Annotated in this window: 27 protein-coding genes; 16 read left to right on the top strand and 11 right to left on the bottom strand. The window is 36.3% G+C overall.

Features of this window, described 5'->3' with window-relative positions:
- Window positions 1-31 precede the first annotated feature (31 nt).
- The 4 genes from RCG25_RS19150 to RCG25_RS19135 all read left to right on the top strand — a co-directional run bounded on the left by RCG25_RS19150 (window position 32) and on the right by RCG25_RS19135 (window position 4,147).
- Entirely contained in the window at window positions 32-1,672 is a 1,641-nt protein-coding gene (locus RCG25_RS19150) for a long-chain-fatty-acid--CoA ligase (RefSeq protein WP_308080412.1), read from the top strand.
- Window positions 1,673-1,794: 122 nt separating this feature from the next.
- Window positions 1,795-2,463: a hypothetical protein gene (locus tag RCG25_RS19145; RefSeq protein WP_308080411.1), complete on the top strand. Its 669-nt coding sequence runs from the start codon at window positions 1,795-1,797 to the stop codon at window positions 2,461-2,463.
- Window positions 2,464-2,483: 20 nt separating this feature from the next.
- Window positions 2,484-3,050 carry a polyhydroxyalkanoate biosynthesis repressor PhaR gene (locus tag RCG25_RS19140; RefSeq protein ID WP_308080410.1) on the top strand — a complete coding sequence of 189 codons (567 nt, stop codon included), beginning with the start codon at window positions 2,484-2,486 and terminating at the stop codon, window positions 3,048-3,050.
- A gap of 17 nt (window positions 3,051-3,067) precedes the next feature.
- The gene (locus RCG25_RS19135; protein WP_308080409.1) at window positions 3,068-4,147 is read left to right on the top strand and encodes an alpha/beta fold hydrolase; all 1,080 of its coding nucleotides are present in this window, start codon (window positions 3,068-3,070) and stop codon (window positions 4,145-4,147) included.
- A 56-nt stretch (window positions 4,148-4,203) separates the two neighbouring features.
- Here RCG25_RS19135 and RCG25_RS19130 read toward each other — a convergent pair whose 3' ends face one another.
- The gene (locus tag RCG25_RS19130; protein WP_308080408.1) at window positions 4,204-4,986 is read right to left on the bottom strand and encodes an alpha/beta fold hydrolase; all 783 of its coding nucleotides are present in this window, start codon (window positions 4,984-4,986) and stop codon (window positions 4,204-4,206) included.
- A gap of 148 nt (window positions 4,987-5,134) precedes the next feature.
- Here RCG25_RS19130 and phaQ point away from each other — a divergent pair, with 148 nt between their 5' ends.
- Window positions 5,135-5,575, top strand: a complete 441-nt coding sequence (gene phaQ, locus RCG25_RS19125) for a poly-beta-hydroxybutyrate-responsive repressor (RefSeq protein WP_308080407.1) — start codon at window positions 5,135-5,137, stop codon at window positions 5,573-5,575.
- Window positions 5,556-6,155 (top strand): hypothetical protein, encoded by a 600-nt coding sequence (locus RCG25_RS19120; protein ID WP_308080406.1) that lies wholly within the window; start codon window positions 5,556-5,558, stop codon window positions 6,153-6,155. The genes phaQ and RCG25_RS19120 overlap by 20 nt, the downstream gene beginning before the upstream one ends.
- A 344-nt stretch (window positions 6,156-6,499) precedes the next feature.
- Here RCG25_RS19120 and RCG25_RS19115 read toward each other — a convergent pair whose 3' ends face one another.
- The 3 genes from RCG25_RS19115 to RCG25_RS19105 all read right to left on the bottom strand — a co-directional run bounded on the left by RCG25_RS19115 (window position 6,500) and on the right by RCG25_RS19105 (window position 8,173).
- A complete protein-coding gene (locus RCG25_RS19115; protein ID WP_308080405.1) occupies window positions 6,500-7,021 on the bottom strand; it encodes a hypothetical protein in 522 nt (173 codons plus the stop codon).
- A gap of 71 nt (window positions 7,022-7,092) precedes the next feature.
- Entirely contained in the window at window positions 7,093-7,461 is a 369-nt protein-coding gene (locus RCG25_RS19110) for a DUF6114 domain-containing protein (RefSeq protein WP_374121007.1), read from the bottom strand.
- A gap of 106 nt (window positions 7,462-7,567) precedes the next feature.
- Complete coding sequence (locus RCG25_RS19105; protein ID WP_308080403.1) at window positions 7,568-8,173, bottom strand: DUF6230 family protein; 606 nt, start codon at window positions 8,171-8,173, stop codon at window positions 7,568-7,570.
- A 293-nt stretch (window positions 8,174-8,466) separates the two neighbouring features.
- Here RCG25_RS19105 and RCG25_RS19100 point away from each other — a divergent pair, with 293 nt between their 5' ends.
- Window positions 8,467-9,648, top strand: a complete 1,182-nt coding sequence (locus RCG25_RS19100) for a response regulator transcription factor (RefSeq protein ID WP_308080401.1) — start codon at window positions 8,467-8,469, stop codon at window positions 9,646-9,648.
- Between the two features lie 195 nt (window positions 9,649-9,843).
- Window positions 9,844-10,674, top strand: coding sequence for an undecaprenyl-diphosphate phosphatase (locus tag RCG25_RS19095; RefSeq protein WP_308080400.1), 831 nt, complete (start codon window positions 9,844-9,846; stop codon window positions 10,672-10,674).
- A gap of 45 nt (window positions 10,675-10,719) precedes the next feature.
- On the opposite strand, the gene RCG25_RS19090 is transcribed toward RCG25_RS19095, so the two are convergent.
- Entirely contained in the window at window positions 10,720-11,529 is an 810-nt protein-coding gene (locus RCG25_RS19090) for a glycerophosphodiester phosphodiesterase (protein WP_308080399.1), read from the bottom strand.
- A 248-nt stretch (window positions 11,530-11,777) separates the two neighbouring features.
- Between RCG25_RS19090 and RCG25_RS19085 the strand changes: the two genes are divergently transcribed.
- The 3 genes from RCG25_RS19085 to RCG25_RS19075 all read left to right on the top strand — a co-directional run bounded on the left by RCG25_RS19085 (window position 11,778) and on the right by RCG25_RS19075 (window position 12,765).
- Window positions 11,778-11,882, top strand: a complete 105-nt coding sequence (locus tag RCG25_RS19085; RefSeq protein ID WP_308080398.1) for a YjcZ family sporulation protein — start codon at window positions 11,778-11,780, stop codon at window positions 11,880-11,882.
- A 22-nt stretch (window positions 11,883-11,904) separates the two neighbouring features.
- Window positions 11,905-12,048, top strand: coding sequence for a YjcZ family sporulation protein (locus RCG25_RS19080; RefSeq protein WP_308080397.1), 144 nt, complete (start codon window positions 11,905-11,907; stop codon window positions 12,046-12,048).
- A 165-nt stretch (window positions 12,049-12,213) separates the two neighbouring features.
- Entirely contained in the window at window positions 12,214-12,765 is a 552-nt protein-coding gene (locus RCG25_RS19075) for a cell wall hydrolase (RefSeq protein WP_308080396.1), read from the top strand.
- Window positions 12,766-12,775: 10 nt separating this feature from the next.
- Here the strand turns inward: RCG25_RS19075 and RCG25_RS19070 are convergent, their stop codons facing one another.
- From RCG25_RS19070 to RCG25_RS19060, 3 genes are all read right to left on the bottom strand, one after another.
- Window positions 12,776-13,198 (bottom strand): YkvA family protein, encoded by a 423-nt coding sequence (locus RCG25_RS19070; RefSeq protein ID WP_308080395.1) that lies wholly within the window; start codon window positions 13,196-13,198, stop codon window positions 12,776-12,778.
- A 105-nt stretch (window positions 13,199-13,303) separates the two neighbouring features.
- On the bottom strand, window positions 13,304-15,043 hold the full coding sequence (locus RCG25_RS19065) for an AAA family ATPase (protein ID WP_308080394.1): 1,740 nt from the start codon (window positions 15,041-15,043) through the stop codon (window positions 13,304-13,306).
- A gap of 134 nt (window positions 15,044-15,177) precedes the next feature.
- A complete protein-coding gene (locus tag RCG25_RS19060) occupies window positions 15,178-15,429 on the bottom strand; it encodes a hypothetical protein (protein ID WP_308080393.1) in 252 nt (83 codons plus the stop codon).
- 187 nt (window positions 15,430-15,616) lie between these two features.
- Here RCG25_RS19060 and RCG25_RS19055 point away from each other — a divergent pair, with 187 nt between their 5' ends.
- From RCG25_RS19055 to RCG25_RS19040, 4 genes are all read left to right on the top strand, one after another.
- The gene (locus RCG25_RS19055; protein ID WP_308080392.1) at window positions 15,617-17,197 is read left to right on the top strand and encodes a peptide chain release factor 3; all 1,581 of its coding nucleotides are present in this window, start codon (window positions 15,617-15,619) and stop codon (window positions 17,195-17,197) included.
- A gap of 155 nt (window positions 17,198-17,352) precedes the next feature.
- Window positions 17,353-17,826, top strand: coding sequence for a hypothetical protein (locus tag RCG25_RS19050; protein WP_308080391.1), 474 nt, complete (start codon window positions 17,353-17,355; stop codon window positions 17,824-17,826).
- 295 nt (window positions 17,827-18,121) lie between these two features.
- A complete protein-coding gene (gene sigI / locus RCG25_RS19045; RefSeq protein WP_308080390.1) occupies window positions 18,122-18,868 on the top strand; it encodes an RNA polymerase sigma factor SigI in 747 nt (248 codons plus the stop codon).
- Window positions 18,865-19,935, top strand: a complete 1,071-nt coding sequence (locus tag RCG25_RS19040) for an anti-sigma factor domain-containing protein (RefSeq protein ID WP_308080389.1) — start codon at window positions 18,865-18,867, stop codon at window positions 19,933-19,935. The genes sigI and RCG25_RS19040 overlap by 4 nt, the downstream gene beginning before the upstream one ends.
- Window positions 19,936-19,982: 47 nt before the next feature.
- Here the strand turns inward: RCG25_RS19040 and RCG25_RS19035 are convergent, their stop codons facing one another.
- Entirely contained in the window at window positions 19,983-20,174 is a 192-nt protein-coding gene (locus RCG25_RS19035) for an alpha/beta-type small acid-soluble spore protein (protein ID WP_308080388.1), read from the bottom strand.
- Between the two features lie 112 nt (window positions 20,175-20,286).
- A complete protein-coding gene (locus RCG25_RS19030) occupies window positions 20,287-20,643 on the bottom strand; it encodes a DUF3905 domain-containing protein (protein WP_308080387.1) in 357 nt (118 codons plus the stop codon).
- A 133-nt stretch (window positions 20,644-20,776) separates the two neighbouring features.
- Here RCG25_RS19030 and RCG25_RS19025 point away from each other — a divergent pair, with 133 nt between their 5' ends.
- Complete coding sequence (locus RCG25_RS19025; protein WP_308080386.1) at window positions 20,777-20,941, top strand: hypothetical protein; 165 nt, start codon at window positions 20,777-20,779, stop codon at window positions 20,939-20,941.
- A 138-nt stretch (window positions 20,942-21,079) separates the two neighbouring features.
- Here the strand turns inward: RCG25_RS19025 and RCG25_RS19020 are convergent, their stop codons facing one another.
- Window positions 21,080-22,816: a B12-binding domain-containing radical SAM protein gene (locus RCG25_RS19020; RefSeq protein WP_308080385.1), complete on the bottom strand. Its 1,737-nt coding sequence runs from the start codon at window positions 22,814-22,816 to the stop codon at window positions 21,080-21,082.
- Window positions 22,817-23,000: the final 184 nt, after the last annotated feature.

The raw sequence follows: 23,000 nt of genomic DNA, 5'->3' as shown, positions 1-23,000 counted from the left end.
AAAGGAGAAGGATTATAAGGAGGGGAAAAATGTGGTATATCAAAAAAAGCCATGGTTAAAATTTTACGATCCAAGGGTTAGTGAAAATGTATCCATTGAGTACGATTCATTATTTGACCTTTTGAATCAGGCAGCAAATATTCATGATGAAAGACCGGCCCTTACCTTTTATGGGAGGTCTTGGAGCTATAAAGATACAAAAATGATATCTGAATGGTTTGCTGCCTCATTGTATCGAATAGGCCTTAAAAAGGGAGATCGTTTAGCGATAATGCTACCCAATTGTCCTCACTATATTTTTAGTCTATTTGCAGGGTTTAGATTAGGTGGAATTGCTGTTCAAGTGAACCCTATGTATGTCGAACGAGAAATTGAATACGTGTTAAATGACTCTGAGGCGGAATATATGGTTGTATTTGAAGACTTTTATTCGAGAGTCAAGCGGGTTCAGCCAAAAACATCATTAAAGAGGATTATTGTCGTGGGTTTCGGTGGGAACCGAATTCAGCTTTCTGCCGGGGATATCTACTTTGAGGATTTTCTAACACATGACAATGTCATTCCTGATATTCCAATTGACATACATGAAGATGTCGCTATCTTACAGTACACAGGCGGCACCACTGGAGTATCTAAAGGGGTAATGCTAACCCATCATAATCTTTTAGCAAATATAATTCAGGTATGTGATTTCACCTATAATGCAGTAGATGAGAAACCAGAGAACTTCAAAATCGTAAGTGTCCTTCCTATGTTCCATGTTTATGGCCTATCATGTAATGCACTTTCGGCAATCAGAATTGGTTGTAATCAGTTAATATTACCAAGGTTTGACGTCAATGAGGTATTAGATCTTGTAAAAAGGGAAAAGCCATTTCAAATGACAGCTGTCCCAACAATGATCTTCGCTTTCAATAGTCACCCAGACTTAGAAGCAAGTAATCTTGGAGATATTTATTATCTAAGCAGTGGGGGTGCACCACTCCCAGTCGAACAGGTAAGGTCTTTTGAGAAAAGAGTGGGTGTAAGATTAGCAGACGGATATGGTTTATCAGAAACAGCACCTTCTGCAATCTCTACCCCACCATTCTTACCAAGAAAATTAGGTAGTGTTGGTATTCCTTTACCAGGTACTGAAGCGAGAATTATTATACAAACCCCAGAAGGAATCGAAGACGTCCCAATTGGGGAGGCAGGTGAACTCATTCTCCGCGGTCCACAGGTAATGAAGGGTTATTGGAAACGGCCTGGGGATACGGAAATGGTATTGAAGGATGGTTGGCTCTTTACAGGGGATATCGCCAAAATGGATGAAGATGGCTATTTTTATATCTTGGATCGGAAAAAAGATATTATTATTGCAAGCGGGTATAATGTGTATCCACGAGAAATTGAGGAAGTACTGTACAAGCACGAGGCAGTTGAGGAAGCCATTGTTATTGGTGTTCCCGACAGCTATAGAGGGGAAACAGTTAAGGCATTTGTTAAGTTAAAGACAGGTGCTGTAGAAACACCGGTGAGCCTAATAGAATTTGCAAAGATTAACCTAGCACCTTATAAAGTTCCAAAAGAGATTGAAATTCTTAATGAACTTCCCAAATCATCTGTCGGTAAGCTGTTAAGACGAATGTTACGTAAAGAGGAAGAAAAACTACAAGTTTTACCACTATAATCTAACATCCACATGAACTACTTCAAAGAACATTTTTAATAAACCACTCAAGAACAATCCAAAATATGTACTAGTTTCTGATCGTAAGTTGAATAAAAAATTATAGAAGGGACGAGATAAAAATGCCTGACAAAAAGGAAGTTGAAAAAGAATCAATGGAAGAAAAAACACCAAATAAAATTCTACAGACAAACTCGGTTGAAGAAGAGAAAATAGTTGAAAATGAGGATATGGAGCAGCTTTCTAGTTTAGACGTTCTATGGCAGCATGCCTTCGGAGAGATAGATGAATGGGCTAAACACGCTGAATTTCGCGATGAGATCTTTTTAAAAGAAGCAAAGCATTTCGCCGAGAGTATAAAAAGGAATCAGGGAAACGTAAAAGACATTGCTGAGAGATTTAATAAAGAATTTGCTGAATGGGAAAGAACTGCAAGAGAAGAATTTTTAATGACAACGACTAGTCTGCAGCATTTTTTCCCGATTCGATCTTATGAGGATATTAATGCTCAAATTGATCAGATTCAGAAGAAAACGATGTCTATTCTTTCTACACCATGTCAAACATTAAATAATTACTTAACTATGGAAAAATATCTCGAAATGATAGACCAATATATCGAACTGCGGAAAAAAGGGAGAATGCAATATATTAAAACGGTTAAACAAGCTGGGAATATAATTTATGAAAGTCAGAGGGGCTTTGTTAATCTTTTTGCCAGACAGATTAAATCAGTTATGTTTCCTCTCAATAAATATTTGGAAAAAACAGAAGAACTTTCAAAATCATAGATTTAAAGGGGAGAAGCAGGATGACTCAAGATAAAACATACGATCCTTTTGAAGGATTCAAGCGAATAAGTGGAATGTGGGAAAAACAATTAAATGGTCTATTGTATATGATGACTGACAACAATGAGTTCGTGCGTTTAATGAAGGTTGGTACTGAGAGTCATGCGCGATACATGGATCTTTTAAGGAAGAACCAAGAGCTAATGGCAGGATTAATGAATATACCGACCAAAAAAGATGTAGCGAATGTAGCAAAACTTACTGTTCAAGCTGAGGAGAAAATGGATATTCTAGAAGAACAAATTTGGAATGTACAGGATAGCTTAAGCGCATTAAATAAAGAGCATGTGGAGATGTTTCAGGAACTGGTCAGTCTAGTTAAACAAATGAAAGTTGAATATCATCAAATCGCCCATAAGATAGAGGATACTAGAACATTAAAAGCAGAGATTGAGAGTTTAAAACAGGAGATGTCACAGTTAACAGATATTAAAGCGGAACTAGCGTCCATAAAAAATTTGATGCAAAAAGGTAAAGGAAAAGATAAAGAGCCTGTGCTCACAGGTTCCGTAGCATCTAAATCATAGTGAAAGGAGAGAAAAAGATGAGTGGAAATTCAGCGCGTTTCAATTTTATTCCTCAGCTTGATCTTGAAAAGGAAGCATCAAGGTGGAATCAAGTATATAAAGTTCTCACCGAACCGAAGCCAGATATTAAACCGACACAAAGAGAAATTATTTGGAAAAAGAATAAATCAACCTTATATTTTCACCCGGCAAAAGATAAAAAATATCAAACTCCTATATTCCTAGTTTATTCGCTAATAAATAAATCTTATATTTTAGACGTGGGTGAAGGTAGCAGTGTTGTGGGGGGACTAACAGAGCGCGGATATGATGTATACTTCTTAGACTGGGGCTCACCTGAGTATGAAGATAGTGATATTACCCTGGATGATTACATCTTAAATTATCTTGAAAATGGAGTGAAGCGTGCACTTAGGCATTCTGGTGCAGAGGGTATATCATTGGTGGGCTATTGCCTGGGTGGTACCATTTCAGCTATCTTTACCTCTATTACAAAACTACCAATAGTGAACTTGGTTCTTGCGACAGTTCCCATTGATTTTAGTGTGGGAATTGTGCCGGATAAATGGTTAAAAGGACTACAAAATGGAACCATCGACTTTAACCGTTTCTCAGATGTATATGGGGTCATTCCATCCGAATTTATGTACCTCATGTTTAGGGGACTTTCACCCGTCTATACTAGTCCATGGATTAACCTAATCACCCGCGCACACGATCCACACTATGTGGAAAAATGGCGAAGGATGGATAAATGGACAAAAGATACAGCCTCTTTTGCAGGCTCAGCCTTTAAGCAGTTATTTAATGATTTTTATAAAGATAACAAGCTCCTAAAGGGTGAGTTGGAAATTGGCGGTAGGAAGGTAGATTTAAAGAATATTAAGTGTCCAACTTTTGTGTTCTCGACATCTAGAGATACACTTGTATTAGAACAGCAAAGTCTACCTATTATGGATATGATTTCAAGTGAAGATAAAACATATCAAGTGTTCGAGGGCGGGCACGTTGCACTTGCTTTAACTGGTATGTTTGCCAAATTTGCTGATCAGTGGCTTTCTATTCATTCACAAAAAATCCAAGAAGAAGTTGTATAATATAAGAGGAATGAAATATATTAGTAACGGGAAGGACAATGCCCTTCCCGTTATTCTTACGCAACTGATTTTTGTTGATTAAGGAACCTACGCAGTAGGTTATTAAACCGGGCTTTAGCTTCAAGTTTAGCAATGTGACCAGTATTTCTCATGATGATAAACTCGGAATGTGGAATTAGCTTGTGCATGCATGCTTGAATCCAGACAGGTAGAACAGAGTCATACTGACCGCCAATAATTAGTGTTGGAACGCTGATTTTTGGCAGTAAAGATAAGTTATTCACATCTAGACATGTGTTTAAGGATTGTAGAAAAATTTGGTGTTTTGGGTGAAAAGAGTGTCCAAATATTTCTTTCATTTCCTTATTCCATGAATAAAGTGCCATTTTGGATATAAACTCTGTTTGTTTACCTGCAGCGGTAACGGATTCAAATTTAGCTTTTCGATTATTAAATAACAACTTTTTTAGTTTTTTCGGGAAAAAGTGAAAGGTGCTAATCAACAAGAGAGAACGGCAGAGGTTGGGTGCTTGGCGGTAAATTTCTTGTGCAACAGCTCCACCCATTGATAAACCAAGAATGTGAGCGTTTTCAATTTCTAGCTCCTTTAATAAGCCAATGATATCCAAAGCAAAATTCTGTATGGAAATACCATCCGTTTTTGTACACTCTCCATGACCTCTCAAATCTGGAATAATAAGCTCAAACTGATCAGCTAACTCAAACTGATTTTGCCACCCTTCTTTCACCTCGCCTAAACCATGGATAAGGACCAAAGGTTCACCTCTACCTAAGTGCAAGTAGGGTACACCGGATTTACTCCATTTGGCTTTTTCCATTTTACACCACCTTTTCATTTTTATTAAGTTTATAACCAAGTTTAGTATATTGTAAACCGATAAAATTTACTTTTATTCATATTTATTTACAGCATTGACAATTTATTACTCATAGGTGTAAAATACATATAGGTGAGGTGATAAAGATATGGTGAATCAAGACAATCCAACAGTTAATCCATCCAAAAATTTTGTGTTGCCATTTATTTTATTACTTCTTAGTAAAGTTTCTTTGCACGGTTATGAACTTAGCCAAAGGTTAGAAGCATTCGGGTTCAAAACGCTTGACCAGGGAAATCTATACAGACTACTAAGACAACTGGAAAAAGATGAGCTTGTATCCTCTGAATGGGATACTACTGGAAGTGGTCCGGCAAAAAGAAGATATTCTATTACCAAAGCTGGGGTTACATATTTAAAAGGCTATGCCAATCAACTTGAAACATACCAATCCCTCTTAGATCAATTTTTTAAGATGTATACCAGTTTCCTTGAGCTCTATATTCCTTCATTTCAAAAGAAGGATCCCATAGAGAAAGTAAATAATAGAAAAAGGAGGAGGAAGGACGATGGCACAGAAGAAGAATGAAACGGTTCCATCTGTTGATGAAAAAGTGATGCCGCTTGCAGAGGAATCGATACATGCCGGTTCGTTTGTAAACACATTTTGGGATCAGTTTGAACAGTCACGTGAGCGTGCGCTGCAACTTAGGGAAAATCGTGAGGATGCATATATTAATGCATTAAAAGAGGTAATTAAGTTCAATAAGCAGTACAGAAATTCAATTGCAAAACTGTATAATCAAACTAAAAAAACCAATAAAGAAATGGTTTCAGAATTAATGCATCAATTTAATGAAGGTAAAGAGGAACCGAAAGAAGAAGTGATTATCTCTAATGATCGTGAAGAGCTTAAAAATCAGTTGAAAGAAGTATCTGGACAATTAGAAAAATTGGCTCTGACTCCAATTAAATCTGTATTCCATATGGTTGATCGCTTGGAGGATAACTTTGAAAGAAATGCTGAATCTAGTATCAATTATGCCCGCGAACGTAGAAATGCATGGCTTGAAGTAAGAAAAGAATATATAAAATTTGCTCGAAATACACATTTAAACCTTGTTGAACGAGGGAAAAACAGTTTAAAAGAACTGGTCAAAACACCGTAACTATTATTAGCTAAATAAGGAGTTAATACAACATTGAATAACATAAAAATCCATCAAAAAAGCTAGGACCACAATCGCTATTTAATATTGAAGATTGTGGTTTTTTTATTTTGGCTGAGTTAAAGAACAATGTTGATTTTCATACCTGTTGATTGGAGCGGAAGGAGCGAAGACTCCTGTGGGAGTACGGTTCAGGGGAGACCCCGCAGGTGCAAGCGCCGAGGAGGCTCGCCGAAACGCCCACGGAAAGCGAAGCTCCTGGAGCGGAAATCAACAGACAAGTTTAGCAAAGACTTATTTTTAAATAATGAAAGAAGCGATGCTTTCATTAGCATCGCTTCTTTTTATTGTTGATTATTTGATAAAAAATACTCTAAACCTGCTTTCATTTGAAGAAGTTCCGCCTCACTTTTCGGTGATAACTCCACCTCGCCACCCTCATTAAAACTTAATTGAAATTGGGGGAGAGTAGAGCTAACAGTTTTTACATTATGTGCCAATAACATTGCGTTTTTAAGACCTATATTTCCGTTTTCAGGAACATATGCCTCGCTATATTCTGCGTTGGTAACAGATAAACTTAAATTTTCAAAAAGAATCTTATCGTTAGATGTCATTCTAGTTGTAATTATACCCTTTGAAGTTTTAACCATTTTCTTAATGACTAAATCCTTACAAGTAAGGTTTTCAAAAGTTAGTTTCAGCATAGACCGACTTTTTTCGATCGAGGTATTCCCGACAGACATTTCTGGAGTTTGTAGGGTTCCTTCCATTTGACTGGCTTCAATAATAAAACCAACCACGGATGGGTTACTTGCATAACTATCTTTTGTCACAAAGAGAAGTGCGCTTAATGTAGTAATCAAAATAATTATTATCTTATAAGTACTGTTTCTATGTTTCAAAGCCATCACCATTTCTGCGAATGCTACAAATTTTAATCTGGTAAAATGTCTTTTCCTGATGCCACTTCTTTTTCAGTAATAGGGTCTAGGTGTGATTGTGTTTTTGAATCTTGATCTGCCATTTCAGGTTTCCATGCAATTAACATAGCTCCACCAATAATTCCAAGAATGGTTCCAATTAGAAAGCCGCCTAATGCTCCCATGATCGACAAGACAGAAGCAAAAATAGCCAAAACACCAAGAAGAGTGGAGAGTCTTGGCATGATATAGGATAAAATCCCCATTAACAGTGTAAGGCCACCTAAAAAGAAGCCGACAAATAAAATACTTCCAGGGGCTGCAGCTACTTCATATAGCTTTGCAGGTACCCATAAAATGATTAGTCCAGAAAGAATAGACAAGGTCGCCCCCCAAAAGGGACGCCTTGCTCTCCAATTCCTAAACCTTTCACGTTTTGAATAAGTAGAGTTCATTTTTATCATCCTTACTCAATTTTCTATGATGAAGTTAGTTTAGTTTTTCGAAGTAAACCTTCATTCCAGGAAGACTTACAGTTTTTTGGAAAAGGTATAATGTTTGTAAATTACCGTTTTCAATTGTAATGGTATTTGCACTTTGTGTGAATTCTTTAGCCAGTGCTTCCATTCTTTGTTTTGGGTCAGTTAAATCATAATCTCCGATATAATTTTCGGACATTGTGAGGTTTTCAAACTTAGCATCACCATTTACCATGGTAGCTTTTTGAAGGAGCCCATTAATGACAACTGGTTTATCAGAAGCAATAACAACTCGAATCCCAAGTGCTGGGATCGCTTTGGAAATTTCTAATCCGTTTATCGTTGCCTTGTCAATTGCATTAACTGCAACAGGATTATTTTTTGTTGTTGCACCATCAGCAACCCCACCATATAGTTGAAAGTTTTCCCCAACCATTTTGTCGAACTTGACAGTAAATTCACCAAATCCGCTTAATGGTGCTGCTACAGCCACACCGGTAATACCAAAAATCGCTAACAAAGAACCTAAAAATAAAAATCCACCTAATAATGCAAACATTAGTTTCTTTTTGACCGTTTGCCCTCCAATAATGACTGCTTCTGCTCCTAAATTCATTCTCTTTCCTCCTTTATAATTGTTTTGAAAGGTAAGTATTTAAAGATGTAAATGCTTACACTACTCGTCACAATTTTAAGATAAGTTAGTAAATTAAGAAATCCCTACATTTGTAGGAAGTTTATCCCACTACATTACAAAGGATATAAGAACATTATCCTGCAAAAAAGAGAAATTCATAGAAAAATAGCAGGAATTTTGGCGTGATTCGATGAATTATGTATAGATACAATCTATGATATTATTACTAAAAAATAACAGCGTAGATGTTCATTGAATGGAGTGTGTGTGGAATGTCCAAGTCATTAAACCGCCATTTGGATAATCTTTTAAATGATGCTGTTAAAATGTTAAACCATTATCAAATAGATCTCATTGAGGAATGGAGATTAATGCTTCAATCCCTAAAAAATACGAGGAAAAAATCAGCTACAGTTTTTGAATTTATCAGTGGTTTCTTAGTGAAGTCGTTCCAGCTTATTAATGATGAGACGGTTGATATCTACCTGATGTTAGACAAATTACAAGATGATTGGTATGCCCATTTTGGCAGGCGTCCTGAACCAGAGGCGTTAATCTTTCATTTGAACTTGTTAGAAAATGCAGCTCATAAAGTATTAAAATCAAGGATTGAATCCTCCTCGAAGCTACATCCATCGGTACATTATCTATTCTCCAAGATTGGTGAAGTGATGTTATTCCAATCAGAAAAGGAGAACTGCAGTATTTGGAAGGATGCTGTTATTTTATTTAATGAATGGATTATCCGCTCTCAAAACTTCCAAGAGTCAGTTGAAAATATTTCCTTTGGATTTGGTTATTTTCTTCCTTTTGAACGATGTGCCCTATTTAAATTTACCAATAAAGAAAGTGTTGGCGTTGGTTTATTTGGTCACCATCTTAATACAGAAGAAATTCAAGCCATTGCAGAAAAAATTAGTAATATTCCAGTGCTTAATGAGAGTTTGGTGAAATTAAAGTCACAGGGCCACGAAATGAAAAATTTCCAGCCTATTTATATTCCTTTAGCTGAAAAAGCATTGCCTGAAAAATATGTAAAGAAATTTCAACTTACTTCTTTAATCATTGTCCCTATTTATGTTCCCGAAGAGGGGAAAATTATTGGTGGAGTCGTATTAGATAAAGGACCTGAGAAGCAATTCACAGTGGATACAAGTCTATTTCCAGCATTAATGAAATTCGGCCAAAGCTCTGGAGAACTTTTATCAAAATTTATTGAAGCCGAGATTAAAAAGCCGGAATTACCAGAAGGTGATGTAATCTCCTTATCTCCAAGAGAAATTGAAATTATTAAGCTTCTCGCAGACGGAGCATCTACTGCTGAGGCGGCATTAAAGCTTTATTTAAGTGAATTTACCGTAAGAGACTATATTTCCAATATCATGAAAAGGCTGAATGCACAAAACAGGACGGAAGTAGCAGTAAAGGCAATAAGAATGGGAATTATACAATAGATAGAAAAAAATCCTGTGGAATATGGAAGAAAGTACCTGAAACTATTATAGAACAAACCACGTTATACTAAAGTGGAGCAAATAAACTATATACGAAAAAATTATTGCTATTCACTTAATAAGTGAGTAAAATGGGGGAGTTATTTGTCATAACTAAACATTCTAAAGCAATAAAAGTAAGGAGAAGTTAACAACATGGAATTACTTTTGTTTATTAAGGCAATTATCTTGGGACTTGTAGAGGGTGCAACCGAATTTGCACCAGTTTCTTCAACTGGGCACATGATTATTGTTGATGATTTATGGCTTCAATCTGAAAAGTTTTTAACACAGCACGGGGCTAATACCTTTAAAGTGGTAATTCAACTTGGTTCTATCCTCGCAGTTGTCGTCACTTTTTGGGAACGATTTTTTGACTTGTTAGGCTTAGGACGATTCAGAAAGGGACACGTGGAGAAACAAAGCCGTCTTAAATTAACCCAAGTGATTGTCGGCTTAATTCCTGCAGGTGTATTAGGTGTCCTTTTTAATGATTATATTGACGACCATTTGTTTTCCACAGCAACTGTTTTGATTGGGTTAGTCATTGGGGCTGTGTTTATGATTCTTGCTGATTTAATTGGACCAAAAAATCCAAAAGTACAATCAGTTGACGAAATTTCATATGGACAAGCGTTAGCAATAGGACTCTTTCAATGTTTCTCACTTTGGCCAGGATTCTCCCGTTCAGGTTCAACGATATCCGGTGGTGTTTTAATGGGGATGAGTCACCGCGCCGCAGCTGACTTTACTTTTATTATGGCTGTACCGATTATGGCTGGAGCAAGTTTGCTTTCATTGTTAAAAAACTGGCAATATATGACTATGGATTCTCTTCCGTTTTTTATTGCTGGATTTATTAGTGCATTTATTTTTGCGTTATTATCTATTCGCTTTTTCTTAAAGTTGATTGATAAAATTAAGCTTTTACCATTTGCAATATATCGAATTGTACTAGCTATAGTTATTTATCTAATTTTCTTTTAGTGAAAAAAGACAGCTAATACCCAAATGGGGAAGCTGTCTTTTTTATTACAGTAAATCTGGATAGTCACTTATCATACCATCTACAGAATAATACTTTAACAAATTCTTCTCACTTCTTTTATTCACTGTCCAAACCATCGTTTTAAACCCATGCTGATGAATTCGCCTAATGAGTCTCTTGTTAACCATAGTAACCTTAGGATTGATATATGTAGCAAAGTTTACGTAGGATTCTAATTCTTTATTTGACAATCCGTTAATCTTTGTTTTCTTTATTAATATCCCAATTGGAATCTTGGGAAGAAGGTGATGGAAACGTTTCATAGAGATTTGATCAAAGGATTGAACGATAATTTGATTATTGTCCCCAGAAGTAAGGCCCCTTTTCAATAGTTCATTAGCTATTTTCTCTTCTATACCTGGATATAAGTTTGGCTTTTTTAACTCAATTAATAATCCAACCTTGCCAGCATAGGTATTTAGAAATTCGTTAAATGAAGGAATCCGTTCCTTAGAAAATTCCGAATGAAACCAGCTTCCTGCATCGAGTGACTGAAGTTCCTCTAAGGTAAAATCCCTTACTCTTCCTTTTCCGTTGGTTGTACGGTTAACTGTTGGATCATGGATAATAACTAATTCACCATCCCTTGTCATCTGAATATCGATTTCAAGGTAATTAGCTCCCAGCACTAATGCCTTGTTAAAGGATGCAAAAGTATTCTCCGGACAATATCCAGCTGCTCCTCGATGACCTATTTTTATAAAAGAATGACCTCTCCGTTCTTTTGTTATCCCACTTACCATACGATAAGCCACCATAAATAAGAAGAGTATAATTGTTGCAATTGACCTCAAACGATTGGCTCCTAACTATTATGATTTGTGAACATGGTAAGAAAAATGATTATAAATGTCAACTTTCAAAATGGTTTTCTTCGATGAACAGGAATAATGGACAGACATACTACCGTTATATCTGCCTTGTACATAAATAATGGGCTTATTCTTTTTATTCAAAATGTACGAATAGGGATATATGTCTATCGCACATTTTTATCTAGGTGAATATAGATATATGGAATTAAGAAAAGGAGGTAATGTAAATGTCTGGTGCAGTAGGTGGCTATGGCGGCGGATTTGCCCTACTAGTCGTTTTATTTATTTTGTTAATCATTATTGGTGCTTCTTGGTGTACCCCATTCTATTAATATTATAAAAGGAGGAGTTTAAATGTTTGGATATGGCTATGGTGGCGGATTTGGCGGTTGTGGAGTAGGTTATGGTGGTGGATGTGGTTTTGGCGGCGGATTTGCTTTAATCGTCGTATTATTTATCCTTTTAATCATTGTAGGTGCAGCTTGCTTTAGATGGTAGAAAAAAATGAATATGAGGCATTTATAAGTGTCCACATATCGAAAAGCAAGGATATTTCCTTGCTTTTCCTTTTTTTCCATGGAAAGTTTTTGAGGTTGGACAAGCTGTAGATTCATGTTACGGTTAATGGGTTGAAAAAATTAAAGGATAAAGGGGGACATAATAATGATGAAGCGTATTGTTTCTTTTTTATTAACGGTCATCATCTTCTTCATCCTGCTGAATAATCTTAATGTACCTTTAAACGTTAATGCTAAAAATCTCGATAAAACAAAAGCTCATAAAGTTACCAAACGTGAAACGTTAAGGGAAATATCTAATCAATACGGTAATTCAAAAGATGAATTAATAAAAATGAAAATTACTGAGAAAGAAAAGGACTTGTTAGCAAGGTTAGTGACAGCTGAAGCGAAGGGAGAACCATATAAAGGTAAGGTTGCTGTCGCAGCAGTTGTTCTAAACCGTTTAGAAAGTGAACATTTTCCAGATTCTATTCAGCAGGTTATTTATCAAGATAAACAGTTTCAACCCGTTGATAATGGGATGATTAATAAACCAGCATGTGAAGAAGCAAAAAAAGCAGTTGATGAAGCAATTCATAAAGATGGAGAAGTAACGGAAGCACTTTACTTTTTCAATCCTGATGAGACGGACAGTAGATGGCTGCGTACAAGACCTGTTACAGAAGAAATAGGAAACCATCGCTTTGCCACTTAAGAGAAACCCGCTATAAATCAAGCGGGTTTTTGTCATTTATCGAGAGATTTTTCCATCTTTGGAAGCCTTCTAATTCTTTGCTAATCTTTTTTAATGTATAGCCAATTACAGCTGCATCGTCTATAATTCCTAAACCAATGATAAAATCAGGAACAAAATCAAGTGGAGATACAAAATACAGAATAGCCCCGATAACCGTAACAATGGTACCTTTTGAAACATCTTTATATTCACCTTTAGAGTAGGCTTTAATCAAATCAAAAAATAACTGAAGCTTTTCTCGTGCTTCCCCTAAAATTTCTTTCCTATCATCTGCCATTCTCATTGCTTTATTAAGCAATCCAAGTGTTTTTTTCGGGTTGTCAATGTAGTTCCGTGCTTCCTTGTTGTAAACTTGTTGTTCCTTTTCGAAAAAGAAATTTTTACCGAACAAGCCCATCACTTCCCTTATTCAGGATTTTCACTATAGTTTACCACGGAAACCATAAATCAAAACTTCCTAAAAAAGAAAAGAGACTGATTAAAAAGTCAGTCTCTTTTAAGCTAATACGAGGTTATCAACATTTGATTTCGTGGAACTCCAAACGATGGTTTCCACTTCTGAACCTTCTAGTGTTTCGTTCTTTAATAATGCATCAACTAATTGCTGATACTGATATTGATGAACTTTAATAAGGCTTTCTGCTTTTTCTAAGCCTTTTGCAAAAAGTTCCTGCATTTTAGCTTCTTTATCTGATTTATTAAATGTCAAAGTGAAACCATCTTCAAGCAAGCCTGTATCAACCATTTGTTCAACGAGTTGTTTTGCCTGCTGTACGTCTCCGCTCACACCAATACTATGTTCACCCAGAATCAATCGTTCGGCAACACCACCAGCTAAAACCATGGCAACACGGTCAAGCAAATCAGTGTATGTTGATAAGTGAAGTTCTTGTGGAATCGGTGCCACATATCCAAGTGCTTCTCCACGTGGAATAATCGTGGCTTTTCTGACAGAACCAGGCTTTGTTAACGAAGCAACAATGGCATGACCAGCTTCGTGGATGGCAACCCTCCGTTTTGTTTCCTGGTCCTTCAATGTACGAGAGGTACTTCCAAGGATGGTTCGGTCTAAGGCGTAGTCAAGATCTTGTTTTTTGATCCTATCTTGACCGTTTCGAACAGCTCGTCTACTAGCTGTCTCAAATAGGGACTGTAACTCGGCGCCAGAAAAACCAGATGTACTCTCTGCTAAATCATCTAAAGAAGAATAAACATCTTCTCCCAGAGCTTTTCCCCGAGTATGGATATTAATGATTTCTCTTCTTCCATTTGTGTCTGGCAGAGGTACATGGAACGAGAAGTCAATTCTGCCTGGGCGAAGAAAGGCTTCATCCAGCATGTCTTTCCTGTTAGTAGCAGCGATAAATAAAATACCATCATTTACATGACCACCGTCAAGCTGAACAAGGAGTTCAGTTAAGGTTTTTTCGGCTTCCTCGCCGCCATGTGCTTTCCGTCTCCCTGCTAGTGCATCTACTTCATCAATAAAAATAACTGCAGGAGCATGTTTTCTTGCTGTTTTGAATAATGAGCGGACGCGACTTGCACCTACACCTACAAATAGTTCATTAAAAGCTGAACCACTCGATGAGAAGAAAGAAGCATTTAGTTCACGAGCAATTGCCTGTGCTAACAATGTTTTACCAGTCCCAGGAGGACCATACAACAAAATTCCTTTTGGTGGTTTAATCCCTAATTTTAATGCACGATCTGGCTCTTTCAATATAGAAAGAGTTTGTAGTATTTCTTCTTTCATTTCTTCGCCAAGTCCACCAACGTCTTTTAGACTAATTGTCGGTAAAGGGCGGGATTTAGCCACACTGTTTTTCATTGAGTTAGTCAGGCCGAAGCCGCCTTTTGTTTTTTGAAGGGTAATAGCAGCACCAGTTAGTAACAAAATCACACCGAGCATTACCCATTTTCCGTAAGGGCTACTTGTAGTATAGGAATATTCAATATTATATTTTTCAACTAGTTTTTCTACCATGTGGCTGTTAGGTGGAATATGTGAAGTGTATTCCTCTTTACCAGCTTTTAAATAAAGACTACCATCAGGTTGTTCTATGAGGGTAACGGACTTTCCCTTTTGTGCTTTAATTGTTTCTTCTACTGAAGAGAATGGGATCGCAATCTCATTATTAGTCGAATGAACAAACCAAACGATACCGCCAATAATTATGAGTAACGCTGTGAACAGCGGTATAAACTTGGAAACTATTTTTTTACTTTTGTTCATATTTTTCATCTCCTATAACAGAGTCATACTTTATTATAGAATGATTTCCAATAAAATGGATGTGGGAATCAGTGGAAGAGCTAACATTGAAGCTAAAAAAAAGAGGCTAACATAACAGTCAGCCTCAATATTAATTAGGATAATAAGCGAAGATGAGGAATAATTGGCATTAATACACTTTGAGCAAGTACACCAATACTTACACCTGCACTAGATGCTTTACTCCATTTAAAAACATGAACTTTTTCGTCCTTTCCTTCATACAAAAATAATAATTGCTCTCCTTCTTCGGCGATACCAATTTTTTTGAAGGACACGTTATTCTGCACTAGGACAGCTTCAAAGGCTTTGCGTAATAAATCTAAGTCGATTGTTGTAGTATCCATGGTTCCTCCCAAATACGAACATTAACGGCATTAAATAACCGCTTACCTACATTATATTCTTTTCCTTAACTGGATAAAAGAAATAATGAAAGCAGGTGAATTGAAATATTGCAAAGTTCACGTTTGAGAGATAAGATTGAACTTATGGACAAAAAATTTATTTATTGTCAAAAGAGAGGAAGACAAGATGGGTAACAATTTTAAAGAAGAAGTATTGTCGCGCCGAACATTTGCGATTATTTCCCACCCGGATGCCGGAAAAACGACACTAACGGAGAAATTATTATTATTTGGTGGAGCCATTCGTGATGCAGGGACAGTAAAAGCCAAAAAGACAGGTAAGTTTGCTACCAGTGACTGGATGGAAATTGAAAAGCAACGTGGGATTTCCGTCACTTCCAGTGTAATGCAATTCGATTATGATGATTTCCGAGTCAATATTCTGGATACCCCTGGACACCAGGATTTCAGTGAAGATACGTATAGAACGTTGATGGCTGTTGATAGTGCAGTGATGATTGTTGACTCTGCAAAAGGGATTGAGGAACAAACGCTTAAACTATTTAAAGTATGTCGCATGCGTGGTATTCCAATTTTTACGTTTATGAATAAGCTTGACCGTCAAGGGAAATCACCTCTTGAGCTTCTTGCGGAGTTAGAAGAGGTCTTAGGTATCGAATCGTATCCAATGAATTGGCCAATTGGAATGGGAAAAGAATTCCTTGGTATCTATGATCGATTTAATAATCGTGTAGAACAATTTCGTGTAAATGATGACGAACGATTTATTCCCTTAACTAATGAAGGTGAAATAGCGGGCGATCATCCGATAAAATCATCGGGGCTTTACGATCAAACATTAGATGAAATTATGCTTCTTAATGAAGCGGGTAATGAATTTTCAGAAGAGAAAATTGCAGATGGAACCCTGACGCCAGTGTTCTTTGGAAGTGCATTAACAAACTTTGGTGTACAGACGTTCCTAGAGTCTTACTTGCAATTTGCGCCACCACCAAAAGCACGTAATTCTTCGGTAGGAGAAATTGATCCGCTAGGAGAACAATTTTCAGGTTTTGTTTTCAAAATTCAAGCAAACATGAATCCAGCACATCGGGATAGGATTGCCTTTATCCGCGTTTGTTCTGGAAAATTTGAACGGGGAATGACCGTTAATATACCGCGCTTAGGAAAACAACTCAAGCTTTCTCAATCTACCTCATTTATGGCTGAAGAAAGAAATACAGTTGATGAGGCAGTTAGTGGTGATATTATTGGGCTGTATGACACAGGAACCTACCAGATTGGTGACACCCTTACAACAGGTAAGGACAATTTCCAATATGAAAGACTGCCTCAATTTACACCAGAATTGTATGTCAGGGTTTCAGCCAAAAACGTAATGAAGCAAAAATCCTTTTATAAAGGTATTCAGCAACTTGTTCAAGAAGGTGCGATCCAGCTATTTAAAACGGTTAGGATGGAAGAGTACCTTCTAGGTGCAGTTGGACAGTTACAATTTGAGGTTTTTGAACATCGGATGAGAAATGAATATAATGCCGAGGTATTGATGGAACGAGTAGGTTCAAAGATTGCCCGTTGGGTAGAGGGTGATGTAGTGGATGAGAATTTATCAAGCTCACGGAGTATGCTGGTAAAAGATCGCTTTGATCATTATGTATTCTTATTTGAAAATGACTTTGCCCTTAGATGGTTCCAAGAGAAAAATCCTACGGTTAAATTATATAATCCTATGGATCAACACGAATAGAATAAACTCAAAAAGCAGCGGGAAAATAATCCACGCTGTTTTTTTCATAAAGTTGGGAAAATCTATGTTCAAGCCTGTTAATTTGGCATCAGACTGGATAAGCTATATTGAACAGTTATTTACTTAAAAAAAGCCTAAAGAAGCGGGATATCACTATGAAAAAGTTGAGCAGATTAGAGGCCGTTTTATGGAATATAGCGTTTCCAGGTTTCAGCCAATTAATCATTGGTCAATATTTTAAAGGCGTGTTGTTTGTCCTATTAGAAATAGTTGTGAATGTTATGAGCAGATTTAACCGAGCGATTATGTACAGCTTCCTAGGTGAAATCAAAAAGGCTGAAGCGGTTATAGACTATCAATGGCTTATGTTCTATCCATGTATTTATATGTTTTCAATGTGGGATGGCTACCGTTCTGCGATGCCTGATAATGAAAGATATTCTTTTTTGCCATTTGTATCTTGTGCTTATTTTGTCACGGTTGGTTTAATGGTATCACCTAAAGTATCCATTCTTCAAATTCATCCCGGTCCAGTTTTTTTACCAATGCTGTTTTTAATTCCTGGGTTACTAGTTGGATTTCTTTTTAAATACTTATTGGCTTTTTTTAACAAAAATCAAATGGGTTAATGGACGAGCTTTAGATCAGCATAATCTGATTTAAAGCTTTTTATTTGGGAAAATTTTTTAATAAACCCCCAAAACTGTCTAAGCTGTCACGTAATAATGTAGTGAAAAGGCGATCGCAATAAACGAAAGAATGAGGGATGTTCAGATCGTATTTAACATAATAACAATGTTCCAGCCTAAACAATAAGTAAGGAAAAGATAGCCATTGTTGGAGTTATCTTTTTGACATTGCTTTACCCCCATAAAGTCCAAGGTAACGTTCGTATGTTATAATTGGTCGAATAGAGGTGAGCAAATGCTAAGTTTATTGTTTATGGCCAAGAAGAAAAAAAGAACCTTGGAGGAAACCGTCCTTCAAATTCAACAGGGCGACCAGTATCTACTGGACGAAATTATTGATGCCTACAAACCTTTTATTGCAAAGACTGTATCTTCCGTATGTAGACGATATATCTATGAAACTGATGATGAATTTAGCATAGGGCTTATTGCATTCAATGAAGCGATTGAAAAATATTCCCCAGAACGTGGAAGCTCATTGTTAAGTTTTTCTGAAGTAATCATTAAAAGAAGAGTCATTGACTATATACGTAAACAAACTAAAAATCAACATATTAGTATTGATTTAACTAATTCAGCTCAAGATGAAGAAACAGCAGGAACCATTATCGTTAATGAGCTTTCTCTTGATGATTATCATAAAAAGAATGATGAACAATTAAGAAAAGATGAAATTATTCATTTTCAAAACCTATTAATAACTTTTGATTTAAGTTTTAGTGATTTAGTTGAAAATTCTCCGAAGCATGTGGATGCCAGGAGGAATGCCATCCTCGCAGCCAAATTGTTAGTAGCTGACCAGGAATTAAAGAATTTTTTACTTGAAAAGAAACGTCTGCCTATTAAGCAACTTGAAACAATGGTTAATGTGAGCAGAAAGACAATCGAGCGGAATAGGAAATATATTATAGCAATTGCTCTTATCTTATCGAGTGATTATGTTTACATGAAGGATTATATTAAGGGGGTGTTAGAGACATGAAAAAGGGAATTATAATGGAAATAAATGAAGGCTTTTTAACGCTTTTAACCCCCGAAGGTGAGTTTTTACAATCAAGAAAACAAAATCAGCCCTATTCTCTGGGAGAAGAAATTTATTTTTTTCCGATTGAAAGTGTGATTGGATTTAAAACAAAACGTTCGATTAAAAATATGTTTAAGTTAAAAACTGCATGGGCCGTTATGGCAGCACTTATCATTTTTATTGGATCATTTATTCCCATGTATCAAAATAATAAGGCCTATGCCTATATGTCTATCGATGCAAATCCAAGTGTTGAACTTGGCGTGAACAAACAAATGAAGGTTGTGGAACTAACTGGCTACAATAAAGAAGGAAAAGAGATTATTTCACACCTTAAAGATTGGAAAAAAGAGGATGTTTCTGAAATAACAAAGGCTATTCTTTCTGAAATGAAAACGGCTGGATATTTAGAAGATAACCACCAAGTCCTTATTTCTACTGTTCGAATTGAACAACCTGAACAAAAAGTAGAGGATCAACTTCAGAGGAAATTAGATAAGATTGAAGCAACTGTTAATAAAGAAAAGGTAGAAGTAATAGTTGTAACGGCCACTGAAAAGCAATTACAAAAAGCGCATAAGCAAGGTATGACTGCTGGGAAGTACCAAGAAGAAAAACTTCAGACCTCTAGAGATCATTCTAAGCAAGATAATGTAAAGGCTAAAGAAGGTACAAAAGAAAAAAGTAATGTGCCGGCTCAATCTCCAGCTGTTAATTCTATGCCTCCAGGACAACAAAAAAAGCAAACAGAAAATAGCGTTAACGAGTCTGTTAATGGTAATGTAAGTGAAAAGAGTAATTTGGGCAAAAACCCGATTTCTCCTGGATATCTGAAAAGATTAGAAGAGGAAAAATTAAAGCAAAATCAAGGTCATAACAAGAAACAACAAAATACACAGGGTAAGAATAAAGAGCAAAAAGAAACAAATCAGGTGGAAAAAGGTAATTACCATAGTAATAATCATGGTAATAGTGACAGCGATAAAAATAAAAATAAAAATAAAAATAAGAATAAAAATAAGTAAAGTCCGGTGTTAAAACCGGACTTTTTCCATTTGTATGAAATTATTCTTTATTGTCCAGAAAGTTGGGCTTGAGCTTGTTGTACTAACCTTTTAGTAATTTCTCCGCCCACCGAGCCATTTGCTCTTGAAACTGTATCTGAACCCAATTGAACGCCAAACTCTTGAGCTATTTCATATTTAACCTGATCTAGGTACTGTTCAATTCCAGGTACTAGTAGTTTATTGCTGCTGTTAGCCATTCCAATTCAACTCCTTCTTTTCTCCAGAGGCTTCTTTCCTCTGTAAAAGTATTATTTAATTTTTTTATCGGTTTCATGAGTGGAAATGTTTTTCGTAATTGGATATTAAATTCTAGTCTGTCCCTTTACTTACATCCTTTGTAGGGTGCATAAATGGAACAGCCTGTGGCTTTCGTTTACTTTCCAGTAATTCCCGATTTTCAGTTGTATTCCACCCAATATCATTCGTTGGGTGAACCCATTCATCACCAGCCATAATTGATGGGTCTGTATCCTTGGACCAATTTTCTAATGGTGAGTTTTTAGAAGCGTATAAACTGTCTCCGATCGTAACGCCATGTTTGTTGACAAAGGGGTCCTCCATCTTTATTCCAGTTCCTTCAAAGCTTGGAGCATTTATTTGATGTGGCATGGTTTCGTTAATTGCAATGTCTTCAATTGACGGTTTTGTATCTTTAGAATGTTTCATCACTCATCACTCCTTTTAACTATTATTTTCTGCCTGTAGTTTTTTTTTATTTATGAAAAATAAGGAAGGAAAGGAATGAACGTATTTTGTTAAAACTATATCTGTACTAATTAACTTTTAGGAGGGTTTCTGTATGGCAAAGCGTAAAGCAGAATTTGATGCTGTAACCAAATATTCTAAAACACCTCATAAAAATGTTCAGGAAAGTGAATTCTCAGCAGAATTTGCCGACAACAACAACGCAATTAGAGGAGCAAATCGCAATTCTAAACAAGGCAAGAAGGGTAGAAGTGAATGAAAAGTCGTAGAAAAACTCCTCCGCGTATCCCAGTTGAGGAATTTAGTGTTGAATATGGAGACGTAAATGGGAAGTCGCTTTACGAAACAAAAAAGTCCAATAAAAAAAATAAATAAGCCGGGTTCTCCCGGCTTATCGTTAGGTTGTAAATATAAGCGTTCGATTGTTCGTTGGGTCGAAATAAGCCAATAAACAGGAAGGCTGTTTTTTGATTTCGCCCGTTGCTAAATAAACGGTTAAATTAAAAGAAATTTCTTCTAGCATCGTGTGTTTAAATAATTCCTTTTCCTCAAGGTTTAAATCAATAAAATCTTTTCCTAAGAGGTTAGGGTTCTCAATAAACTTTTTATATAATTCTGTTCGACTATTTTTATCATAGCTTGCTTCCCACCAAGGTTTTCTTGGTTTGTATTTATGATTGATTAAATAATCATATTTCATTAAATCTGCAACTAAATCAAGGTTCTTCACATCTTTTTGTTCAAGGAAAGAATATAACCTACGGAATAAGTCCTCTAGCTGATGACCAATTCTTGACCAGCCGCGTTCATCCCAATAGCTACCAAACTCTTGAAAGAAATCAAATGGAGAAGGAAAAACATTTTTGACCAAGTATTCAACTGTATGATCCATCCTATGGTCATTCCAATATTTTTCTAGTACATCTTCCACTTGTTTAATCCTTACAATATCGTCAAAGGAAAGGACGTTGTTGCTTAGAATTTCATATGGAGAATGGTCCATGTATACATATTGATGTTGTTCAGCACGCAATCGAACTCCAGTGCCGCGAAGCATTTTTAAGAATCCTAATTGTAATTCCTCGGGCCTCATCTCAAAAACATCGTTAAAGGTTTTGCGGAAAGATGCATAATCCTCTTCAGGTAATCCTGCAATTAAATCCAGATGCTGATCGATTTTGTTTCCTTCCTTTACCATTGTTACCGTTCTGGTAAGCTTGGCAAAGTTTTGTTTCCGCATGACTAATTCATTCGTATAGTCATTTGTAGACTGAACCCCGATTTCAAATCGGAAAAGACCTTTTGGTGCCTCTTGGTTAAGGAATTCAATTACTTCCGGCCTCATAATATCGGCAGTTATTTCAAATTGAAAAACTGTTCCAGGTAGATGCTCATCAATTAAGAAACGGAACATTTCCATGGCATAGCTACGGCTTATATTAAAGGTACGGTCAACGAATTTAATCGTTTTTGCTCCGTTTTCCATTAGATACCGTATATCAGATTTAATTTTTTCTCTATCAAAATACCTTACCCCTACCTCAATGGATGAGAGGCAAAACTGGCAGCTAAATGGACATCCTCTACTAGTTTCTATATAGGTTACCCGCTTACCTAAGTAAGGGATATCTTCAGGAAGTCGGTAGGGAGAGGGAAGCTCTTTAAGATCTAGCTTATTCATTTGTGGTGTTATGATAACCCTATCCTGAGAACGATAAGCAATACCGGGAACGTTACGATAATCATTATTCGTTTCGATTTCTGTGAGTAACTGTTTAAAGGTTTGTTCACCTTCACCGATTACAATAAAATCGACCTCAGAGTGCTTTTCCATCCATTCCATCGTATCGTAGGTAACTTCAGGTCCCCCTAAGACGATTAAAATAGAAGGGTCAATTTTTTTTAGCATATTGACTACTTTGAGTGTTTCTTCAATGTTCCAAATATAACAACTAAATCCAATAACGGCCGGTTTGGATTGATAAAGGTCTGACACAATGTTCATAACCGGGTCCTTAATCGTATATTCTTTGAGCTGTATGGTAAATTCGGGAGCGGCATAAGCCTTTAAATAGCGAATAGCAAGGTTTGTATGGATGAACTTTGCATTCAATGTAGAACAAATTACATTCATAAACTGGCTCCTTTTCAATGATAAAACAAAAAATAATTATAACTTATTTTCAACCAAAAAGATAGCAGACAAACAGGCAGTAAGGTTATGGCTCCATAATATCTTCTTATAATCCACTAATTTAAAGCTGTTATATTACAAATGTAATGCTGTTATATAATTGGATAATTCTAATTAATCCAGT

It is taken from the genome of Neobacillus sp. PS2-9 (assembly GCF_030915525.1).
Classification (GTDB): Bacteria; Bacillota; Bacilli; order Bacillales; family Cytobacillaceae; genus Neobacillus.
This window is presented reverse-complemented; position numbering and strand designations above follow the sequence as displayed.

What these genes read in the sequence shown, in the direction of transcription:
- RCG25_RS19145 (WP_308080411.1), top strand. Translation starts at nt 1,795, where the DNA reads ATGCCTGACAAAAAGGAAGTTGAAAAAGAATCAATGGAAGAAAAAACA.
- RCG25_RS19140 (WP_308080410.1), top strand. Translation starts at nt 2,484, where the DNA reads ATGACTCAAGATAAAACATACGATCCTTTTGAAGGATTCAAGCGAATA.
- RCG25_RS19135 (WP_308080409.1), top strand. Translation starts at nt 3,068, where the DNA reads ATGAGTGGAAATTCAGCGCGTTTCAATTTTATTCCTCAGCTTGATCTT.
- RCG25_RS19130 (WP_308080408.1), bottom strand. Translation starts at nt 4,986, where the DNA reads ATGGAAAAAGCCAAATGGAGTAAATCCGGTGTACCCTACTTGCACTTA.
- phaQ (WP_308080407.1), top strand. Translation starts at nt 5,135, where the DNA reads ATGGTGAATCAAGACAATCCAACAGTTAATCCATCCAAAAATTTTGTG.
- RCG25_RS19120 (WP_308080406.1), top strand. Translation starts at nt 5,556, where the DNA reads ATGGCACAGAAGAAGAATGAAACGGTTCCATCTGTTGATGAAAAAGTG.
- RCG25_RS19105 (WP_308080403.1), bottom strand. Translation starts at nt 8,173, where the DNA reads ATGAATTTAGGAGCAGAAGCAGTCATTATTGGAGGGCAAACGGTCAAA.
- RCG25_RS19100 (WP_308080401.1), top strand. Translation starts at nt 8,467, where the DNA reads ATGTCCAAGTCATTAAACCGCCATTTGGATAATCTTTTAAATGATGCT.
- RCG25_RS19095 (WP_308080400.1), top strand. Translation starts at nt 9,844, where the DNA reads ATGGAATTACTTTTGTTTATTAAGGCAATTATCTTGGGACTTGTAGAG.
- RCG25_RS19085 (WP_308080398.1), top strand. Translation starts at nt 11,778, where the DNA reads ATGTCTGGTGCAGTAGGTGGCTATGGCGGCGGATTTGCCCTACTAGTC.
- RCG25_RS19080 (WP_308080397.1), top strand. Translation starts at nt 11,905, where the DNA reads ATGTTTGGATATGGCTATGGTGGCGGATTTGGCGGTTGTGGAGTAGGT.
- RCG25_RS19075 (WP_308080396.1), top strand. Translation starts at nt 12,214, where the DNA reads ATGATGAAGCGTATTGTTTCTTTTTTATTAACGGTCATCATCTTCTTC.
- RCG25_RS19065 (WP_308080394.1), bottom strand. Translation starts at nt 15,043, where the DNA reads ATGAACAAAAGTAAAAAAATAGTTTCCAAGTTTATACCGCTGTTCACA.
- RCG25_RS19060 (WP_308080393.1), bottom strand. Translation starts at nt 15,429, where the DNA reads ATGGATACTACAACAATCGACTTAGATTTATTACGCAAAGCCTTTGAA.
- RCG25_RS19055 (WP_308080392.1), top strand. Translation starts at nt 15,617, where the DNA reads ATGGGTAACAATTTTAAAGAAGAAGTATTGTCGCGCCGAACATTTGCG.
- RCG25_RS19050 (WP_308080391.1), top strand. Translation starts at nt 17,353, where the DNA reads ATGAAAAAGTTGAGCAGATTAGAGGCCGTTTTATGGAATATAGCGTTT.
- sigI (WP_308080390.1), top strand. Translation starts at nt 18,122, where the DNA reads ATGCTAAGTTTATTGTTTATGGCCAAGAAGAAAAAAAGAACCTTGGAG.
- RCG25_RS19040 (WP_308080389.1), top strand. Translation starts at nt 18,865, where the DNA reads ATGAAAAAGGGAATTATAATGGAAATAAATGAAGGCTTTTTAACGCTT.
- RCG25_RS19035 (WP_308080388.1), bottom strand. Translation starts at nt 20,174, where the DNA reads ATGGCTAACAGCAGCAATAAACTACTAGTACCTGGAATTGAACAGTAC.
- RCG25_RS19030 (WP_308080387.1), bottom strand. Translation starts at nt 20,643, where the DNA reads ATGAAACATTCTAAAGATACAAAACCGTCAATTGAAGACATTGCAATT.
- RCG25_RS19025 (WP_308080386.1), top strand. Translation starts at nt 20,777, where the DNA reads ATGGCAAAGCGTAAAGCAGAATTTGATGCTGTAACCAAATATTCTAAA.
- RCG25_RS19020 (WP_308080385.1), bottom strand. Translation starts at nt 22,816, where the DNA reads ATGAATGTAATTTGTTCTACATTGAATGCAAAGTTCATCCATACAAAC.